15 protein-coding genes are annotated in these 16,168 nt (G+C 63.7%); 14 read left to right on the forward strand and 1 reads right to left on the reverse strand.

The annotated features are described in order from the left end of the window. The 12 genes from DES52_RS07330 to DES52_RS07385 form a co-directional block, all read left to right on the forward strand. A partial coding sequence (locus DES52_RS07330) for an EF-Tu C-terminal domain-related protein (RefSeq protein WP_146237215.1) occupies positions 1-105 on the forward strand: 105 nt, incomplete at its 5' end. A gap of 180 nt (positions 106-285) precedes the next feature. Continuing rightward, the gene (gene rpmG / locus DES52_RS07335) at positions 286-453 is read left to right on the forward strand and encodes a 50S ribosomal protein L33 (protein ID WP_110886162.1); all 168 of its coding nucleotides are present in this window, start codon (positions 286-288) and stop codon (positions 451-453) included. A gap of 1 nt (position 454) precedes the next feature. Then, positions 455-640 (forward strand): preprotein translocase subunit SecE, encoded by a 186-nt coding sequence (gene secE / locus DES52_RS07340; RefSeq protein ID WP_110886163.1) that lies wholly within the window; start codon positions 455-457, stop codon positions 638-640. Then, on the forward strand, positions 637-1,212 hold the full coding sequence (gene nusG / locus DES52_RS07345; RefSeq protein WP_110886164.1) for a transcription termination/antitermination protein NusG: 576 nt from the start codon (positions 637-639) through the stop codon (positions 1,210-1,212). Before secE ends, nusG begins: the two co-directional genes overlap by 4 nt. A gap of 128 nt (positions 1,213-1,340) precedes the next feature. After that, positions 1,341-1,778, forward strand: coding sequence for a 50S ribosomal protein L11 (gene rplK / locus DES52_RS07350; RefSeq protein WP_110886165.1), 438 nt, complete (start codon positions 1,341-1,343; stop codon positions 1,776-1,778). Next, positions 1,771-2,457, forward strand: a complete 687-nt coding sequence (gene rplA, locus DES52_RS07355) for a 50S ribosomal protein L1 (RefSeq protein ID WP_110886166.1) — start codon at positions 1,771-1,773, stop codon at positions 2,455-2,457. The genes rplK and rplA overlap by 8 nt, the downstream gene beginning before the upstream one ends. A gap of 164 nt (positions 2,458-2,621) precedes the next feature. Beyond that, positions 2,622-3,119, forward strand: coding sequence for a 50S ribosomal protein L10 (rplJ, locus tag DES52_RS07360; RefSeq protein ID WP_110886167.1), 498 nt, complete (start codon positions 2,622-2,624; stop codon positions 3,117-3,119). 15 nt (positions 3,120-3,134) lie between these two features. After that, complete coding sequence (gene rplL, locus DES52_RS07365; protein WP_110886168.1) at positions 3,135-3,503, forward strand: 50S ribosomal protein L7/L12; 369 nt, start codon at positions 3,135-3,137, stop codon at positions 3,501-3,503. Positions 3,504-3,984: 481 nt separating this feature from the next. Then, positions 3,985-7,428 carry a DNA-directed RNA polymerase subunit beta gene (gene rpoB, locus DES52_RS07370; RefSeq protein WP_110886169.1) on the forward strand — a complete coding sequence of 1,148 codons (3,444 nt, stop codon included), beginning with the start codon at positions 3,985-3,987 and terminating at the stop codon, positions 7,426-7,428. Between the two features lie 79 nt (positions 7,429-7,507). Further along, a complete protein-coding gene (locus DES52_RS07375; protein ID WP_110886170.1) occupies positions 7,508-12,088 on the forward strand; it encodes a DNA-directed RNA polymerase subunit beta' in 4,581 nt (1,526 codons plus the stop codon). Between the two features lie 70 nt (positions 12,089-12,158). Continuing rightward, positions 12,159-13,043 carry an NAD(P)-dependent oxidoreductase gene (locus DES52_RS07380; RefSeq protein WP_110886171.1) on the forward strand — a complete coding sequence of 295 codons (885 nt, stop codon included), beginning with the start codon at positions 12,159-12,161 and terminating at the stop codon, positions 13,041-13,043. A 39-nt stretch (positions 13,044-13,082) separates the two neighbouring features. Further along, positions 13,083-13,943, forward strand: a complete 861-nt coding sequence (locus DES52_RS07385) for a DegV family protein (RefSeq protein WP_110886172.1) — start codon at positions 13,083-13,085, stop codon at positions 13,941-13,943. Positions 13,944-14,007: 64 nt separating this feature from the next. Here the strand turns inward: DES52_RS07385 and DES52_RS07390 are convergent, their stop codons facing one another. Continuing rightward, positions 14,008-14,658 carry a nucleotidyltransferase family protein gene (locus DES52_RS07390; protein WP_245900798.1) on the reverse strand — a complete coding sequence of 217 codons (651 nt, stop codon included), beginning with the start codon at positions 14,656-14,658 and terminating at the stop codon, positions 14,008-14,010. Positions 14,659-14,734: 76 nt separating this feature from the next. Here DES52_RS07390 and DES52_RS07395 point away from each other — a divergent pair, with 76 nt between their 5' ends. After that, positions 14,735-15,604, forward strand: a complete 870-nt coding sequence (locus tag DES52_RS07395) for an FAD binding domain-containing protein (protein WP_110886174.1) — start codon at positions 14,735-14,737, stop codon at positions 15,602-15,604. 10 nt (positions 15,605-15,614) lie between these two features. After that, entirely contained in the window at positions 15,615-16,127 is a 513-nt protein-coding gene (locus DES52_RS07400) for a (2Fe-2S)-binding protein (RefSeq protein ID WP_110886175.1), read from the forward strand. Positions 16,128-16,168 lie beyond the last annotated feature (41 nt).

A 16,168-nucleotide genomic window follows, 5' to 3' on the forward strand; every position in this document is an offset into this window, starting at 1 on the left:
GTGGAATTGATCAAGCCGATCGCCATGGAGGAAGGCTTGCGCTTCGCGATTCGCGAAGGCGGTCGTACCGTCGGCGCCGGCGTCGTCACCAAGGTCCTCGAGTAAATCACGGAAGAAAAGAGCCGGAGCTTCGCGCTCCGGCTCTTTTCTTTTGGGGTCGTTTCGCGCTAGACTGGCCTTTAGCACCAGGCAGGCGCCGGAGGGATTCCTCCGGCCTTTCCCTGAGAGGAAGCCTGGGAGTCCGAACGCGGGCGCTTCGCCCACACGGACGAAAGGAGTACGAACATGGCGAAGGAAGGTCCTCGCATCAAGATCAAGCTCGAGAGCACGGCGGGCACGGGCTTCTACTACACGACGACGAAGAACCGCCGCAACACCACGGCGAAGCTCGAGCTCAAAAAGTACGACCCGATTGCCAAGAAGCACGTTCCGTTCAAAGAAAAGAAGATCTAACGTGAACGGGATTGTGCGGTACTTCCAAGAATCGCGCCAGGAACTGTCGCGCGTGACATGGCCGAACCGCCAGCAGGTGCTGGAGGGCACGCAAGTCGTGCTGTTCTTCATCATCGCGATGTCCTTGTTGATCTTCATCTATGACTCGGCCTTCGCCTTCCTGATTCGCTCGGTGGTGCCGCGGTGAGTATCGAGTGGTACGCGGTCCACACGTACGTCGGTCAGGAGAAGCGAGTCGAGGAAGCGCTCATGGAGCGTTCCAAAAAGCTCGGCTTGTACGGCACGAAGATCTTTCAAGTGCTGCAACCCAAGGAAACGGCCATCGAGTTGCGCGAAGGTGGGAAGAAGGAGACCGTCGAGCGTCTCCTCTTTCCCGGCTACGTGTTCGTGCAGATGGACGTGGAAGACGACGATGTGCCGGGCGAGCTCGGCGAGTCGTGGGAAGCCGTGCGGGCGACGCCGGGCGTGACGGGCTTCGTGGGCACGTCCACCCATCCCGTGCCGCTTTCACCCGACGAAGTGCAGCGCTTGCTGCAAAGCGTCGGCGTGGCGGCGAAGCAGGAAGAAGCCGCTCCGGCGCGCGTCAAGGTCAACTTCAAAGAAGGTGACATGGTCCGCGTGACGGCCGGTCCGTTCGCCGACTTCACGGGTGTCGTTTCGGAAGTCAACGCGGCGCAGGCCAAGGTCAAGGTTCTCGTGTCGATCTTCGGACGTGAAACTCCGGTCGAGCTCGACTTTTCGCAAGTCACGAAGTCCTGACCGTCTCGCATCTTCCCAAGGCGCTCGCCTTGGGATAAACTGTGCAAGTTGCCTTCACCACGAAGGCACTTAGCGCTGGCACCCCGAGCGCCTCAAGGCTCGTTCGGGGGAGCTAAGGAGGAAGAAGTATGGCGAAGAAAGTCGTCGGCATGGTGAAGCTGCAGCTTCCCGCCGGTAAGGCCACCCCGGCACCGCCCGTGGGTCCCGCGCTGGGTCAACACGGCGCTAACATCATGGGCTTCGTGAAGGAGTTCAACGCGGCGACCGCCGACAAGGGTGACGCGATCATCCCGGTCGAGATCACCATCTTCGGAGACCGCTCGTTCACCTTCATCACGAAGACTCCGCCGATGAGCTACCTCATCCGCAAGGCGAGCGGCATCGCCAAGGGCAGCGCGACCCCCAACAAGGCGAAGGTCGGCACGCTTTCGTGGGATCAAGTGCTCGAAATCGCGCGCACCAAGATGCCCGACCTGAACGCCGCGTCGCTCGAGGCCGCCGCGAACACCGTTGCGGGTACCGCGCGTAGCATGGGCGTCACCGTCGAAGGAGCCCCCAATGCCTAAGCACGGCAAGCGTTACACGGCGCTCGTCGCCAAGGTGGACCGCAGCAAGGTCTACACGATCGAAGAAGCGACCGCGCTCGTCAAAGAACTCGCCACCGCGAAGTTCGACGAGACCGTCGAAGCGCACTTCCGCCTCGGCATCGATCCTCGCAAGAGCGACCAGAACGTGCGCGGTACCGTCGCGCTTCCTCACGGCACGGGCCGCACGGTGCGTGTCGCCGTGATCACGCAAGGCGACCGCCTCGCGGAAGCCGAAGCGGCCGGCGCCGATGTCGTCGGCGCGGGCGAACTCATCGACCGCATCGCGGGCGGCTTCATGGATTTCGACGCGGTCGTCGCGAGCCCTGACATGATGGCGCAAGTCGGTCAGAAGCTGGCGCGCCTCCTCGGTCCGCGCGGCCTGCTGCCCAACCCCAAGAGTGGTACGGTCGGCACGGACGTCGCGGGCATGGTTCGCGGTCTCAAAGCGGGTCGCATCGAGTTCCGCAACGACAAGACGGGTGTCATCCACGCCCCGATCGGCAAGGCATCGTTCGAACCGGGCAACATCGCCGACAACTTCCGTGCGCTCGCGACCGCCCTCGAAGGCGCCAAGCCTGCAGCCGCGAAGGGAGTGTACGTCCGCTCGATGTACCTCACGACCACGATGGGCCCCTCGATTCAAGTCGCCCTCGCTTAAGAAGCTTTTCCGCGCCCTCGTTGGCACCCCGGTGCGAATCGCACCTTTTAATGGCACCGTAGACAGCGGGGACCCTTGCCAGGTTGAAACATCCCGCCGAGGCGTTCCAGTCGCATTCGCACTGGGCACCTACGCTCAAGCACCTCTCAGCTTTAGGAGCAGACGTGGCGAACCAACGAAACACCAATAACCTCGCCGCGCTTCGCGAGTCCCTGCAAGGCATCGACACGTTCTACGTCGTGAATTACCAGGGCCTCACCGCAGGGCGACTCGGCCAACTCCGTCGTGACTTGGCCGCGAAGGGTGGGCGACTGATCGTCGCCAAGAACACCCTCATCAACATCGCCTTGCGCGACAGCGAGCGCGATTTCGCTGACATTCTGCACGGTCCCTCTGCCATCGTCCTCGCGCAAGGCGATCCCGCCGGCGTCGCTCGTGTCCTCTCGGACGCGGGCAAGGCGAACGACAAGGGCATCCCGGCCTCCAAGGGCGGGCTCGTGGAAGGTCGCCGTGTGGATACCGCCGTCATCGAACGACTGGCGAGCCTCGGCAGCAAGGATCAACTGTACGGCGAACTCGTCGGCGTACTCGGCGCGCACCTCAGCACCCTCGTTGGGCTGCTCGAGGCGCTTCAAGAACAAAAGGGCGGCGCGGCCGCTTAATCGAAGGAGACCATCATGGCTTACAACAAAGAACAATTCCTGGACGATCTGAGCAACATTACCCTCCTCGAACTCGCCGATCTCATCGACGCGATCAAGGAGAAGTTCAACGTGACGGCCGCTGTCGCCGTCGCGGGTCCCGGCGCCGGTGCCGCGGCCGCCCCGGTCGAAGAGAAGACCGAGTTCGACGTCGTCCTCGTGGACGCCGGTGCCAGCAAGATCAACGTCATCAAGGAGCTCCGCGCCATCACCGGCCTGGGCCTCAAGGAAGCCAAGGACCTCTCCGAGAAGGGTGGCGTCGTGAAGGAAGGCATCAGCAAGGACGATGCCGAGAAGTTCCGCGCGCAACTCGAAGGCGCGGGCGCGAAGGTCGAAGTCAAGTAAGACCTTTACACCGCGGGTGCAATACCGGAAGCTCCACGGCTTCCGGTATTTTTCATTGCCGTCGCGTCCCCTTGAAGCGAACACAGGATCGAGAAGGCTCTTTTTCTCGTCGGGATGATCCGTTCGAGCAGGCGCCCACCGAGGCGAGCGGCGTGCCTTGATCCAGCGTGGAGCAAGAACCTGCTTTCGGTCGGGCGAAGCGAGAAATTCCGATTCGTTTTTGCTATAATCGCGTACAGGACAGCTCGAATATGGAGCTCAAGCGCTCCTCTTGCAAGTCTTACCCGTTTCGGGTAGACTTCTTAACGCTGCCTGCGGATGCGGGCAAGGAGGAGACGACGCTGGGAGCAATCCCAACACAGTCAGTCTGAAGATTCGGAGGCGGGAAGTTTTCTCGCCTCCCCTCAACCTTGTTATCCATGATGGGCAATGACGGGTTCGGGGCGAGGCCAAAGGTCTTACCACAAGCGTTGAGGTGTGAATGACACAACGAATCGAACGCTTCGGCGAAATCGCCGAAGTCATTTCTCTGCCCGAACTCACGGAAGTCCAGGTCAATTCCTTCGCGCAGTTCCTGCAAGAAGGCAAGACGCCTGACGAGCGTGAAAATGCGGGCCTGCAAGGGGCTTTCAAGGAAGTCTTCCCTATCGACGAGTCCGACCGCAACCGAAGCGCGGGCCTCGTCCTCGACTTCTTGGAGTACAAGCTCGGCGAACCGCCCTACACTCCCGAAGAGTGCCGCGAGAAGGACTTGACGTATCAAGCGCCCCTCTACGCGAAACTGCAGCTTATTCACAAGGACAGCGGCCTCATCAAGGAAGACCAAGTCTTCCTCGGCGACTTGCCGTTGATGACGAAGGACGGTTCGTTCGTCATCAACGGCGCGGACCGCGTCGTCATCTCGCAAATCCACCGCTCGCCCGGCGTGTACTTCACGTCCTCGTACAAGGGCATCAAGAAGTTCTACACGGCGGCGATCATTCCCATGCCGAAGCGCGGCCCGTGGATCGAGTTGGAGTTCAACGGTCCCGCCCTCGAAATGAAGGTCAACAAGCGCAAGTTCCCCGTGAGCTTGCTGCTGCGCGTTCTCGGCTTCGACGACTCGCAAATCAAAGCGTTGTACGCCGAGTTCGACGAGTCCTTCGAATTGCCCGAGGACAAGTCGAGCGGCATGAATCCTGACGAAGCGCTGCTGCGCTTGTTCACCGTGCTGCGCCCGGGCGATCCCCCAAAGCGTGACAAGGCCATCACGTACTTGTACAGTCTCCTCGCAGACCCCAAGCGTTACGACCTCGGCGAGCCGGGCCGTTTCAAGATGAACCGCAAGCTCGGCACGACGCGCGACGACCGCACGCTGCTGAACTTCGTGGACGGCAAGTTTCAAGACGCGGGTCTCATCGACACCATTCGCTATCTGCTCGCCCTGACGTACGGTCGTCAAGATCTGACGGTCGGCGCGGACGAGGACGGCGTCGCGCAAACGGTGCCCGTCGAGGAAGACGACATCGACCACCTCGGCAACCGCCGCGTGCGTACCGTGGGCGAACTGCTCGCCGACCAGTTGCGCGTCGGCATGGGACGCATGGCGCGCGGCGTGCGTGAGCGTATGCTGCTCGGCAATCCCGACGCGGCGACGCCGACGAAGCTCGTGAACAACCGTCCTATCGTGGCGGCCCTGCGCGAATTCTTCGGTCGCAGCCAGCTTTCGCAGTTCAAGGACCAGACGAACCCGCTGGCGGAACTGCGCCACAAGCGCCGCATCTCGGCCCTCGGTCCGGGCGGGCTCACCCGTGAACGCGCGGGCTTCGACGTGCGCGACGTGCACCGTACCCACTACGGTCGCGTCTGCCCGATCGAAACACCCGAAGGCGCGAACATCGGCTTGATCTCGTCGCTCGCGTCCTTCGCGAAGGTGAACGACCTCGGCTTCATGGAAGCGCCGTACCGCAAGGTCGTCGACGGTCACGTCACCGCCGAAGTGCAGTACATGACGGCCGACATCGAGGACCGCTTCAACATCGCGCAGGCCAACACGCCCCTCAACGAGGACGGCACCTTCGCCACCGACCGCGTCCTCGCGCGTCGCCGCGGCGATCCTTTCTTGATGGATCCGGCGGAAGTCCAGTACATGGACGTCTCGCCGAAGCAAATCGTGTCCATCTCGACCTCGCTCATTCCGTTCCTGGAGCACGACGACGCCAACCGCGCGCTCATGGGATCGAACATGCAGTCGCAAGCCGTGCCGCTCGTGCGCGCCGAGAGCCCCGCCGTGGGCACGGGCGTCGAGGAACGCGTCGTGCGCGACTCGGGTACCAGCGTCGTCAGCGACGTGAAGGGCCGCGTGTCTTACGTGGACGCCCGCGCGATCCAAGTGACCCTCACGGAAGATCGTCCGGAACTCGCGCTGTTCACCGGGAACGTGCGCACCTTCGACCTCGTGCGCTTCACGCGCTCGAACCAAGGCACGAACCTCGACCAGCGCCCGATCGTCTCGGTCGGTGACGAAGTCGACGTCGACCAAGTGCTCGCCGACGGTCCCGCCTCGGAGCTCGGTCGTCTCGCGCTCGGTCAGAACATCACCATCGCCATCATGCCGTTCGACGGGTTCAACTTCGAAGACGCCATCTGCATCTCCGAAGCGCTCGTGCGCAAGGACTTCTACACGTCCGTGCACATCGAGAAGGACGAGATCGAAGCGCGCGACACGAAGCTCGGCCCCGAGAAGATCACGCGCGACATTCCGGGCCTCTCGGAAGCCGCTTTGCGTGACCTCGACGAGGACGGCATCGTGCGCGTCGGAGCGGAAGTCAAGCCGGGCGACATCCTCGTCGGCAAGACGTCGTTCAAGGGCGAAAGCGAACCTACGCCCGAAGAGCGTCTGCTGCGCTCGATCTTCGGCGAGAAGGCCCGTGAAGTGAAGGACACTTCGTTGCGCGTGCGCTCCGGTGAAGGCGGCATCGTCGTGAAGACCGTGCGCTTCCGCCGTGGCGACGAAGGCGTCGACCTCAAGCCGGGCGTGCGTGAAATGGTGCGCGTGTACGTCGCGCAAAAGCGCCGCTTGCAAGTCGGCGACAAGGTCGCGAATCGTCACGGCAACAAGGGCGTCGTCTCGAAGATCCTGCCGCCCGAAGACATGCCCTTCTTGCCCGACGGCACGCCCGTCGACCTCGTGTTCAACCCGCTCGGCGTTCCGTCGCGCATGAACCTCGGCCAGATCCTCGAAACGCACCTTGGTGAAGTCGCGCGCCTCACGGGCCAGAAGTTCGTGACGCCGGTGTTCGACTCGGCCACGGAAGACGCGATCAAGGAGATGCTGCAAGTCGCGGCGGCCGAACGCATCGACGCGCACAAGAAGTCCGGCTTCGAAACCGACGTGCGTGAAGCGGAAGTGCTCGAGCGCGCCGGGAAGCTCGGCGTTATCGACTTGCCGCAAGGCGACTACGACAACGCGCAGATCGAACTCGCGCGCACCGGCAAGAGCGTCTTGTACGACGGTCGTACGGGCGAGCCGATCTCGGGTCCGGTCGTCGTCGGCACGATGTACGTCATGAAGCTCTACCACATGGTGGAAGACAAGCTGCACGCGCGCTCCACCGGCCCGTACTCGCTCATCACGCAGCAACCGCTCGGCGGTAAGGCGCAGTTCGGCGGTCAGCGCTTCGGCGAGATGGAAGTGTGGGCGCTCGAAGCGTACGGCGCCGCGCACACCCTGCAGGAGATGCTCACGATCAAGTCCGACGACATCGAAGGACGCGACGCCGCGTACCAATCGATCGTCAAGGGCGAGGAAGTCGCGAACTCCACCATTCCCGAGTCCTTCAAGGTGCTCGTCAAGGAACTGCACTCGCTGGGCCTCGACGTGGAAGTGCTCGACGAAACCGACAAGCCCGTCGACATCTTCGAAGGCATGATGCCCAAGCGGTGATCGCCCGGCGGGGAGGGGCCTTCTTCCCTCCCTGTTCGGCCTTCCATGACCACAGGCCTCTCTCAATTGGAGTGATGCTTTGAAAGATTTCAGCAAGGTTCGTATCGCCATCGCCAGTCCCCAGCGCATTCGCGACTGGAGCTACGGCGAAGTCGAGAAGCCCGAAACCATCAACTACCGCACCCTCAAGCCCGAGCGCGAAGGTCTGTTCGACGAGCGCATCTTCGGTCCGCAAAAGGACTACGAATGCGCGTGCGGCAAGTACAAGCGCCAACGTTACGAAGGCAAGGTCTGCGAGCGCTGCGGTGTGGAAGTCACGAGCTCCAAGGTGCGCCGCTACCGCATGGGTCACATCGACCTCGCGACGCCCTGCGCGCACATCTGGTACGTCAAGGACACGCCGAGCAAGATCGGCACCCTTCTCGACCTCAGCGCGGCGCAACTCGAGAAGGTGCTGTACTTCAGCTCCTTCCTCGTGATCGATCCGCAAAACGCGCAGAAGGACGGTCGTCCGCTGCGTCGCGGCGAATTGCTCTCCGACGACGAGTACCGTGAGCTTCGCTTCGGCCGTCAAGAAACGTACACCTTGCCCAACGGCACGGAAGCAAACATTCGTGACGGTGAGTACGTCACGCGCGGCCAAAGCCTCGGGGGCAACGTCGTCAGCAAGATGGACGGCCTCGCTCAATACCGCTTTCCGCGTCGCGCGGAACTGCACTACCGCGAGGAAGCCGAGGCGCGCGTCCTGCTGCCCGGCGACATCCTCGTGGCGCAAGACGCGTTCCGCGCCGGTGAAATCATCGCCGAGCCCGAAGCGGACCTCAGCATCAACGCGCCCGTCGACGGCATCGCGTTCCTGCACGATCTCGGCGAGGATAGCGTCCTCGTGGACTTGCAAAGCGACGACGGCGAAGTGCTGGCGCGCGTATACGTGCCGCATGGCATGGAAGTCGCCGTGGCCGAAGGCGAGCGCGTCGAGTCCGGCGCGGTCCTCGCGACCGCGCCTGCCGGAGCCCGTCTGCGTACGAGCCGCGCTTCGCGTCTCGAAGGCGTGAAGACGAGCAAGAAGGGCGACACCACGGCGGCCGTTCACTGGACGCGTACCGTCGAGTTCCCCATCAATCCCACGATGCACGTCCTCGTCGGAGACGGCAGCGAAGTGCGCAAGGGGCAACGCGTCATCGGCGCGATCGACGAAGACCAGATGGTCACCGCCGAGCGTGACGGCACGATCACCCTTCACGCGCCCGCCAGCATCATCGTCTCCAAGGCGAAGGTGTACGCGTATCAAGACGAGCCCTTGGTCGTCAACGGCGACCGTGTCGAGCCGGGCGACTCCCTCGCCGACGGCGGCGCGCTGCGCAGCGAGATCTCGGGCCGCGTGGAGCTCGACCTCGTGCGCAAGCAAGTGCGCATCATCGAGTCCTACGACTTCGTGGCGAAGATGGGCGCCGAGGCCGTCAAGGAGCTTCTCGACGGGCTGGAACTCGGACAACTCGAGGCGGAACTCAACGAGCAGATGAGCGACAACTCGCGCCACAAGCGCGCCAAGGCCCGCAAGCGCCTGGAAGTCGTTCGCTCGTTCGTCAAGAGCGGCAACAACCCCTCCTGGATGATCCTGGAGACCGTGCCGGTCATGCCGCCCGACCTTCGCCCGATGGTGCAGGTGGACGGCGGTCGTTTCGCGACGTCCGACCTCAACGACCTCTACCGTCGCCTCATCAACCGCAACAACCGCCTCAAGAAGCTGATGAGCCAAGGCGCGCCGGACATGATCATCCGCAACGAGAAGCGCATGCTTCAAGAAGCGGTGGACGCCCTCATCGACAACGGCCGTCGTGGCTCGCCCGTCACGAACCCCGGTTCGGACCGCAGCTTGCGTTCTCTGACCGACTTGCTCGGCGGCAAGCAAGGTCGCTTCCGTCAGAACCTGCTCGGCAAGCGCGTCGACTACTCGGGCCGCTCGGTGATCGTCGTCGGTCCGCAGCTTCGCTTGCACCAATGCGGTGTGCCGAAGCGCATGGCGCTCGAACTCTTCAAGCCCTTCTTGTTCAAGGTGCTCGAGGAGAAGGGCGAAGTCACGAACATCAAGCAAGCCCGCAAGATGCTCGAGCGTTACCGTGATACGCGCGACTCCGTGTGGGACGCACTCGAAGAAGTCATCGAAGACAAGGTCGTGCTGCTCAACCGCGCGCCCACCTTGCACCGTCTCGGCATCCAAGCGTTCGAGCCCGTGCTCGTCGAAGGCCAATCGATTCAGCTTCACCCGCTGGTCTGTGAAGCGTTCAACGCCGACTTCGACGGCGACCAGATGGCCATTCACGTTCCCCTGAGCGCGCAAGCGCAAGCCGAAGCGCGCATCCAGATGCTCTCGGCGCACAACTTGCTGTCGCCCGCCAACGGCGAGCCGAACGTCAAGCCCAGCCGTGACATCATCCTCGGGATCTTCACGCTGACCCTCCTGCGGCGCGACAACAAAGGCGCGGGCGCGGAATTCACGTCCGAGCAGGACGCCCTGAGCGCGCTGGAGCGCGGCGAAATCGGCCTCAACTCGCCCATCACGGTGAAGGGGCAAGAAATGTCGCCCGGTCGCTTGAAGTACGTCTTCACGTCGCCCGACGAAGCGATCCTCGCCGTGGAGCGGAGCGAGATCGATTACCAAGATCACGTTCGCATTCGCGTGAACGGCGTCATGCACGACACCTCGGCAGGCCGCGTGATGTTCCGCCGCATCGTGACCGAAGCTTTGAGCGACCACAACCAACGCCTCGTGGAAAACCTCGTGTCTTTGGACCTCGCCTACGAAAAAGACGGCTTGAAGGACATGATCATGCTGTGCTTCAAGACGCTCGGCATCGAGGCGACGGCCAAGCTCCTCGACGCGCTCAAGGACAGCGGCTTCCGCTTGTCCACGACGTCGGGCATCACGATCGGCATCGACGACGTCGTCATTCCGCCCGCGAAGCAGGAGATCCTCGCGGAAGCGGACGGCAAGCTCAGCGAAATCGAGCAGAATTTCGACTTCGGCTTCCTCACGGAAGAAGAGCGTTACAAGCAAGTCGTTCAGCTTTGGAACGACACGACCGACTCCGTGAAGAACGCGGTGTTCGACAACTTCTCCAAGAACTACCCGTTCAATCCGCTGTGGATCATGTCGCAGTCGGGCGCCCGCGGTAACCCGCAGCAGATTCGTCAGCTCGCCGGGATGCGCGGCCTCATGGCCAAGCCCGACGGTTCGACGATCGAAGTTCCGATTCGCGCGTCCTTCCGCGAAGGACTCACGGTTCTCGAGTACTTCATCTCGACGCACGGCGCGCGTAAGGGTGGCGCGGACACGGCGCTTCGCACGGCCGACTCGGGCTACCTCACGCGTAAGCTCGTCGACGTGGCGCACGAAATCGTCGTTCGTGACGTCGACTGCGAAACGACCGACTACACGATCATTCCGCTCGGATCCACCGACGAGCGCACGGGCGAGTTCCGCGCGCGCAAGGGTGGCGAAATCGAGACGTCGCTGTACGGCCGTACGCTCGCGGCGGATCTCGAACTCGAAGGCCGCACGATCTCGACGGGTTCCATGCTCGCCCTCGAGGACGTCAAGGCCATCACGAAGCAAGCCAAGGCCATCGGCGAGGTGTTCGTCCGTACGCCGCTCAACTGCCGCGTGAAGGCGGGCGTGTGCCAGAAGTGCTACGGCTACGACCTCTCGCAAGCCAAGCCCGTCTCGATGGGCGAAGCCGTGGGCGTCGTGGCGGCCGAGTCGATCGGCGAGCCGGGCACGCAGCTCACGATGCGCACCTTCCACACGGGTGGGGTCGCGGGTGGCAGCGACATCACGCTCGGTCTGCCGCGCGTCATCGAGTTGTTCGAAGCGCGCAAGCCGAAGAATCAAGCGGTCGTCGCCGACCGTGACGGCGCCGTTCGCATCGAAGAGGACGACGAGCGTTACCTCGTGCGCATCGAAGCCGAGCAGGCCGAGCACTCGAGCAAGACCGCGATGAAGATCAACAAGGCGATGCGTCTCATCGTGCGTGACGGGGACAGCGTGCAAGCGGGCGACCCCTTGACGCGCGGCGCCGTCAATCCGCACGACCTGTTGGAATTCCGCGACATCGACACGACGCAGCGTTACCTCGTGGAGGAAGTGCAGCGCGTGTACCGCAGCCAAGGCGTGAAGGTGCACGACAAGCACATCGAGTTGATCGTGCGTCAGATGCTGAAGTTCGTGGAAGTCGTGGACGGCGGCGACACGGACCTGCTCGAAGGGCAGAGTGTGGAGCGCTGGGAAGTCGAAGCGTCGAACGAGGCGTTGCCGGACGGCAAGCGTCCCGCGTCGTGGAAGCCCGTGCTGCTCGGCATCACGAAGTCGAGCCTCAGCACGAAGTCGTGGCTGTCGGCCGCGTCCTTCCAACACACCACGCACGTTCTCACGGAAGCGTCGATCAAGGGTCAAGTCGACGACCTCATCGGCCTCAAGGAAAACGTCATCCTCGGCAAGCTCATCCCGGCGGGAACGGGCCTCGACATCGTGCGCGTCTCGCAAGTCGCCGACGACCGCACCTTGGAGCGCTACGGCCGCGACGGTGCCCCGACGGACGTCGAACGCCGCGCCCCGAGGTACGAAGGCGACCGCGCCATCCAGCCCGGATTCGACGACTAAACCTCTCCTCACCCAGCCTCCTCTTCCCGCGCGGGAGGGGAGGCTTTTTGTTGGTGCTAGGCTTCTGTGCATGAACGTCACCGTTTCCTTCCTGGGTCTCGGCGCCATGGGCTACCCGATGGCTGGGCACCTCGCGCGAAAGTTCGACACGCTCGTGTGGAATCGCACGCGTGAAAAGGCCATCGCGCACGAAGCGGAATTCGGTTCGCGCGCCGTGAACAGCGTGGCCGAAGCGGCCGATGTCGACATCCTCTTCACGTGCCTGCCGACGACGGCGGATGTCGCGAGCCTCGCGCCTGAAATCGTGAGCGGCGCTCGCGAAGGACTCGTGTGGGTGGATTGCACGTCCGGCGATCCCGGCAAGTCGCGCGAGCTCGCCGAATGGCTTTCGCGTCGCGGGGTGGAGCTCGTGGACGCTCCCGTCTCGGGCGGCACGGTCGGCGCTCAAAAAGGTGCCCTCACCGTGATGTACGGCGGAGCGGAAGCCACGATGGAGGAAGTGAGGCCCGCGCTGGAAGCGTTCGCGGCGAAAGTCGTTCGTGTCGGCGACGTCGGCGCGGGCCACGCGGTGAAGGCCATCAACAATGCCTTGCTCGCCGTGAATCTTTGGTCGGCGTCCGAAGGGCTCGCCGCGCTCGCCGCCCTCGGCGTGGACGTCGGCGCCGCCCTCGACGTTATCAATGCGAGCAGCGGACGCAGCAACGTGACGGAGAATCTCATTCCGCAACGGGTCCTCACACGCGAGTTTCCCGCGACGTTCAAGCTCGGCTTGCTCGCCAAGGACGCGGGCCTCGCGCTCGACGTGGCGCGGGAAGCGAAGGCTCCCACGCCCCTCCTCGCGATGCTCGAAAGCCTCGTGCGCGCCGCTGCCCGAGACATCGGGCCCGACGAGGACCATACCGCCCTCGCGAAGCTTCTCGAACGTTGGGCGGGCGCTCAGATCAAGTCTTCCTGAGAGGCGAAAGACGCACGGGTAAGGTAGGGTGAGGGCAGTATGACAACCTCACCCTCGTTCGACGTCGTCTCCGACGGAGGCCTCGACAAGTTCGAGGACCTTCTCAACGACGTGCCCGCCGCGCCTTTCGCGCTGCACTTCGGCAACACCAGCTACCTCGCCGACCAGTTGCCGCGAGAAGCCTTCTTCCGTGAGCTGAAAACGAACGCGAGCCACCCCACCACCAGCCAACCCACGCCGCAGCAATTCGCCGAGATGTACACCGCCGCTCGACGCCCCGTCTTGTGCGTCACCATTTCGGCGGGCTTGTCCGGCAGTCGAAGCGCCGCCGAGCAAGCGCGGAGCGTCGTGCCGAACGCGGACGTCACCATTCACGACTCGAGGACGCTCAGCGCCGCGCAAGCCTTCCAAGTCCACGCCGCCATGACGGCTCGCAACCTTGGGCATAGCGTCGACACGGCCAAGGAGTGGATGACGCGCGTCTCCGACGAAACCGAGTTGTACTTCACGATCGACACGTTGGAGTACCTCAAGAAAGGTGGACGCATCGGGCGCGTTCAAGCGGCGCTCGGCGGACTGCTGAACCTCAAGCCGATCGTGACAGTGGACAAGACGAGCGGCACGTACGTCAACGCGGCGCGGGCGAGGTCGTGGAGCAAGGCGCTCGAGACGCTCGCGGCGCAAGTCACGGCGAAGTACGGAGCGGGAACGCCCCTTCGCGTCGGCTTGCTGTACGGAGATTCGACGAGTTACGCTGCAGAATTGCTGGAGTACGTGAAGGTGAAGCATCCCATCGTGTGGAGTGGAGCGGCGTCGGTGGGACCGGCGCTCGCGGTGCACACGGGACCGAAGGCGGCGGGCTTGGCGGTGGCGCCCGGCCCTTGGCCTTGGGAGCGGTGAGAAAAGGCGCGCTCGCCCCGTCCGTCCGAGTGACGTTCAGCTCGATGTGGGCGCGCGGCGCGCTTCAGCCTTGCTTTCCCGACAACAGCACGTCCATCCTCTGCAAATCCTCGGGCGTGTCCACGTCCGTCAACGCCACCTCGGGAAAGTCCAACCACACGGCCTCGCCGCCGAATTCCTTCACGAGGTCTTTCGGGCCGTGGTCTCCCCTTCCCGAGAAGCGGCCGAACAAGTCTTGGCGAAACAAGTGCGGCGGCGCGCGAACCTCGCCGTACCGAGCGAGGACGAGAGGCGGACGTGAAGCTCGGTACGCCTCGGTGACGGCGCGGTGCATGGCGGGCGTCACGAGGGGCATGTCGGCGAGCGCGAACGACGCCGCCTCGACGTCGTTTGGCAACGCGTCCACGCCGACTTTGAACGACGTTCCGATTCCTTCGCGGTAACGTTCGTTCACGACGAACGTTACCGGCATATCCCGCAAGGCGGTCTTCACGTCGTCCGCGTCTCGGCCGAGCACGACGAGGACGAAATCGAAGCCTGCCGCGACGACGTTGCGGACGGTGTGGCGCACGAGCGCTTCCCCGGCGACGTCGAGAAGTTGCTTGTTTCGGCCCATGCGCCTCGACGCGCCGGCGGCGAGCACCACCCCGGCGAGGCGGCGGCGCTCGGCGGCATTCAGCGAATCTGTCTGAATTTTGACATACGAAAAATTCAATGTGTCATAATCTTAATTCAACACAGCATTCATTTCAGTAGGACCGCTGCCGAAAGGTGGCACGGGAGGTCGTGAGATGTTTCCAGCAGCTTTCGATTACCTTCGGGCGCACTCCATCGAGGAAGCCGCCGCAGCGCTTTCACAGCATGGGGGCGACGCGCGCATCCTCGCCGGAGGGCAAAGCCTCATTCCTGCCATGCGCTTCCGACTGGCCAGGCCGACCGTCCTCGTGGACATCGGGTCGCTGCGTGACCTCGTGTACCTGCGCGAGGAAAGCGGCTTCCTGCGAGTCGGCGCGATGACGACGGACGCGCGCTTGGAGCGCGACAAGGACGTCCGCGCCCGCTACGCCCTGCTCACCGAGACCTCCGATGTCGTCGCCGACCCGGTCGTGCGGCACAAAGGAACGGTCGTCGGAAGCTTGTGTCACAACGATCCTGCCGGTGATTGGGCGGCGGCGGCACTCGCGAGCCGCGCGATCATGGTCGTGCGCGGACCGAGCGGTGAACGCGACGTGCCCATCGACGAGTTCATCGTCGACTCGTTCACGACGGCCGTGCAGGAAGGCGAGATCGCGGTGGAAGTGCGCTTCCCCACGCCGAGCGCCCGCACGAGCGGCGCGTACGAGAAGATCGAGCGTAAAGTCGGCGATTACGCGACGGCGGCGGCCGCCGTGCAACTCACCCTCGCCGACGACGGGACGATCGCGCAAGCGGGCGTCGCCATCACCGCGCTCGGACCGTTCGCGATGCGCGTCACCGAAGCCGAACGCCTTCTGCTCGGGCAGCGACCGAGCGAGGACCTCTTCCGCGCGGCGGCCGAGGAAGCGTACCGACTCGCCGACCCGAATCCCGACACGCGCGGCAGCGCCGAGTACAAGAAGAACATGGCGCGCATTCTCGTGGCGCGCGGCCTTGCCCGCACCTCCTCGAAGCTTCACGCCTGAGGTCCCCATCATGACGAAGCAACGCGTCGAACTGAACGTCAACGGTGAAATCCACGAAATTCAAGTCGAACCTCGCAAGCTGCTCGCGTACGCTTTGCGCGACGAGTGCGGCCTGACGGGCACGCACGTCGGCTGCGACTCCTCGTCGTGCGGCTGCTGCGTCGTCGTCCTCGACGGCGAGACGCCCGTCAAGAGCTGCACGATGTTCGCGGTGCAAGCCGAAGGGCACGACATCACCACCGTCGAGGGCCTCGCGCAAGGCGGGCAACTGCACCCCCTTCAGCAAGGCTTTTGGGATCAGCACGGCTTGCAATGCGGATACTGCACGCCCGGAATGCTGATGACGTCCTACGCGATGCTCAAAGAGTACCCGGAGCCCACCGAGGAGGACGTTCGCAAGTTCTTGAGCGGCAACTTGTGCCGCTGCACGGGCTACAACAACATCGTCAAGGCCGTCTTGCAAGCCGCGAAGGCCCTCGGGGCCGAAAAGAGCGAGCCCGAAACGACGGCGGCGGACGACTGACTCTCACTTCCAGCTCCTCTCCGGCCAGGAGAGGGAAGCAT

Origin of the sequence: Deinococcus yavapaiensis KR-236 (assembly GCF_003217515.1) — a bacterium.
GTDB classification, from domain to species: Bacteria; Deinococcota; Deinococci; order Deinococcales; family Deinococcaceae; genus Deinococcus_A; species Deinococcus_A yavapaiensis.

What these genes read in the sequence shown, in the direction of transcription:
- rpmG (WP_110886162.1), top strand. Translation starts at nt 286, where the DNA reads ATGGCGAAGGAAGGTCCTCGCATCAAGATCAAGCTCGAGAGCACGGCG.
- rplK (WP_110886165.1), top strand. Translation starts at nt 1,341, where the DNA reads ATGGCGAAGAAAGTCGTCGGCATGGTGAAGCTGCAGCTTCCCGCCGGT.
- rplA (WP_110886166.1), top strand. Translation starts at nt 1,771, where the DNA reads ATGCCTAAGCACGGCAAGCGTTACACGGCGCTCGTCGCCAAGGTGGAC.
- rplL (WP_110886168.1), top strand. Translation starts at nt 3,135, where the DNA reads ATGGCTTACAACAAAGAACAATTCCTGGACGATCTGAGCAACATTACC.
- rpoB (WP_110886169.1), top strand. Translation starts at nt 3,985, where the DNA reads ATGACACAACGAATCGAACGCTTCGGCGAAATCGCCGAAGTCATTTCT.
- DES52_RS07380 (WP_110886171.1), top strand. Translation starts at nt 12,159, where the DNA reads ATGAACGTCACCGTTTCCTTCCTGGGTCTCGGCGCCATGGGCTACCCG.
- DES52_RS07385 (WP_110886172.1), top strand. Translation starts at nt 13,083, where the DNA reads ATGACAACCTCACCCTCGTTCGACGTCGTCTCCGACGGAGGCCTCGAC.
- DES52_RS07395 (WP_110886174.1), top strand. Translation starts at nt 14,735, where the DNA reads ATGTTTCCAGCAGCTTTCGATTACCTTCGGGCGCACTCCATCGAGGAA.
- DES52_RS07400 (WP_110886175.1), top strand. Translation starts at nt 15,615, where the DNA reads ATGACGAAGCAACGCGTCGAACTGAACGTCAACGGTGAAATCCACGAA.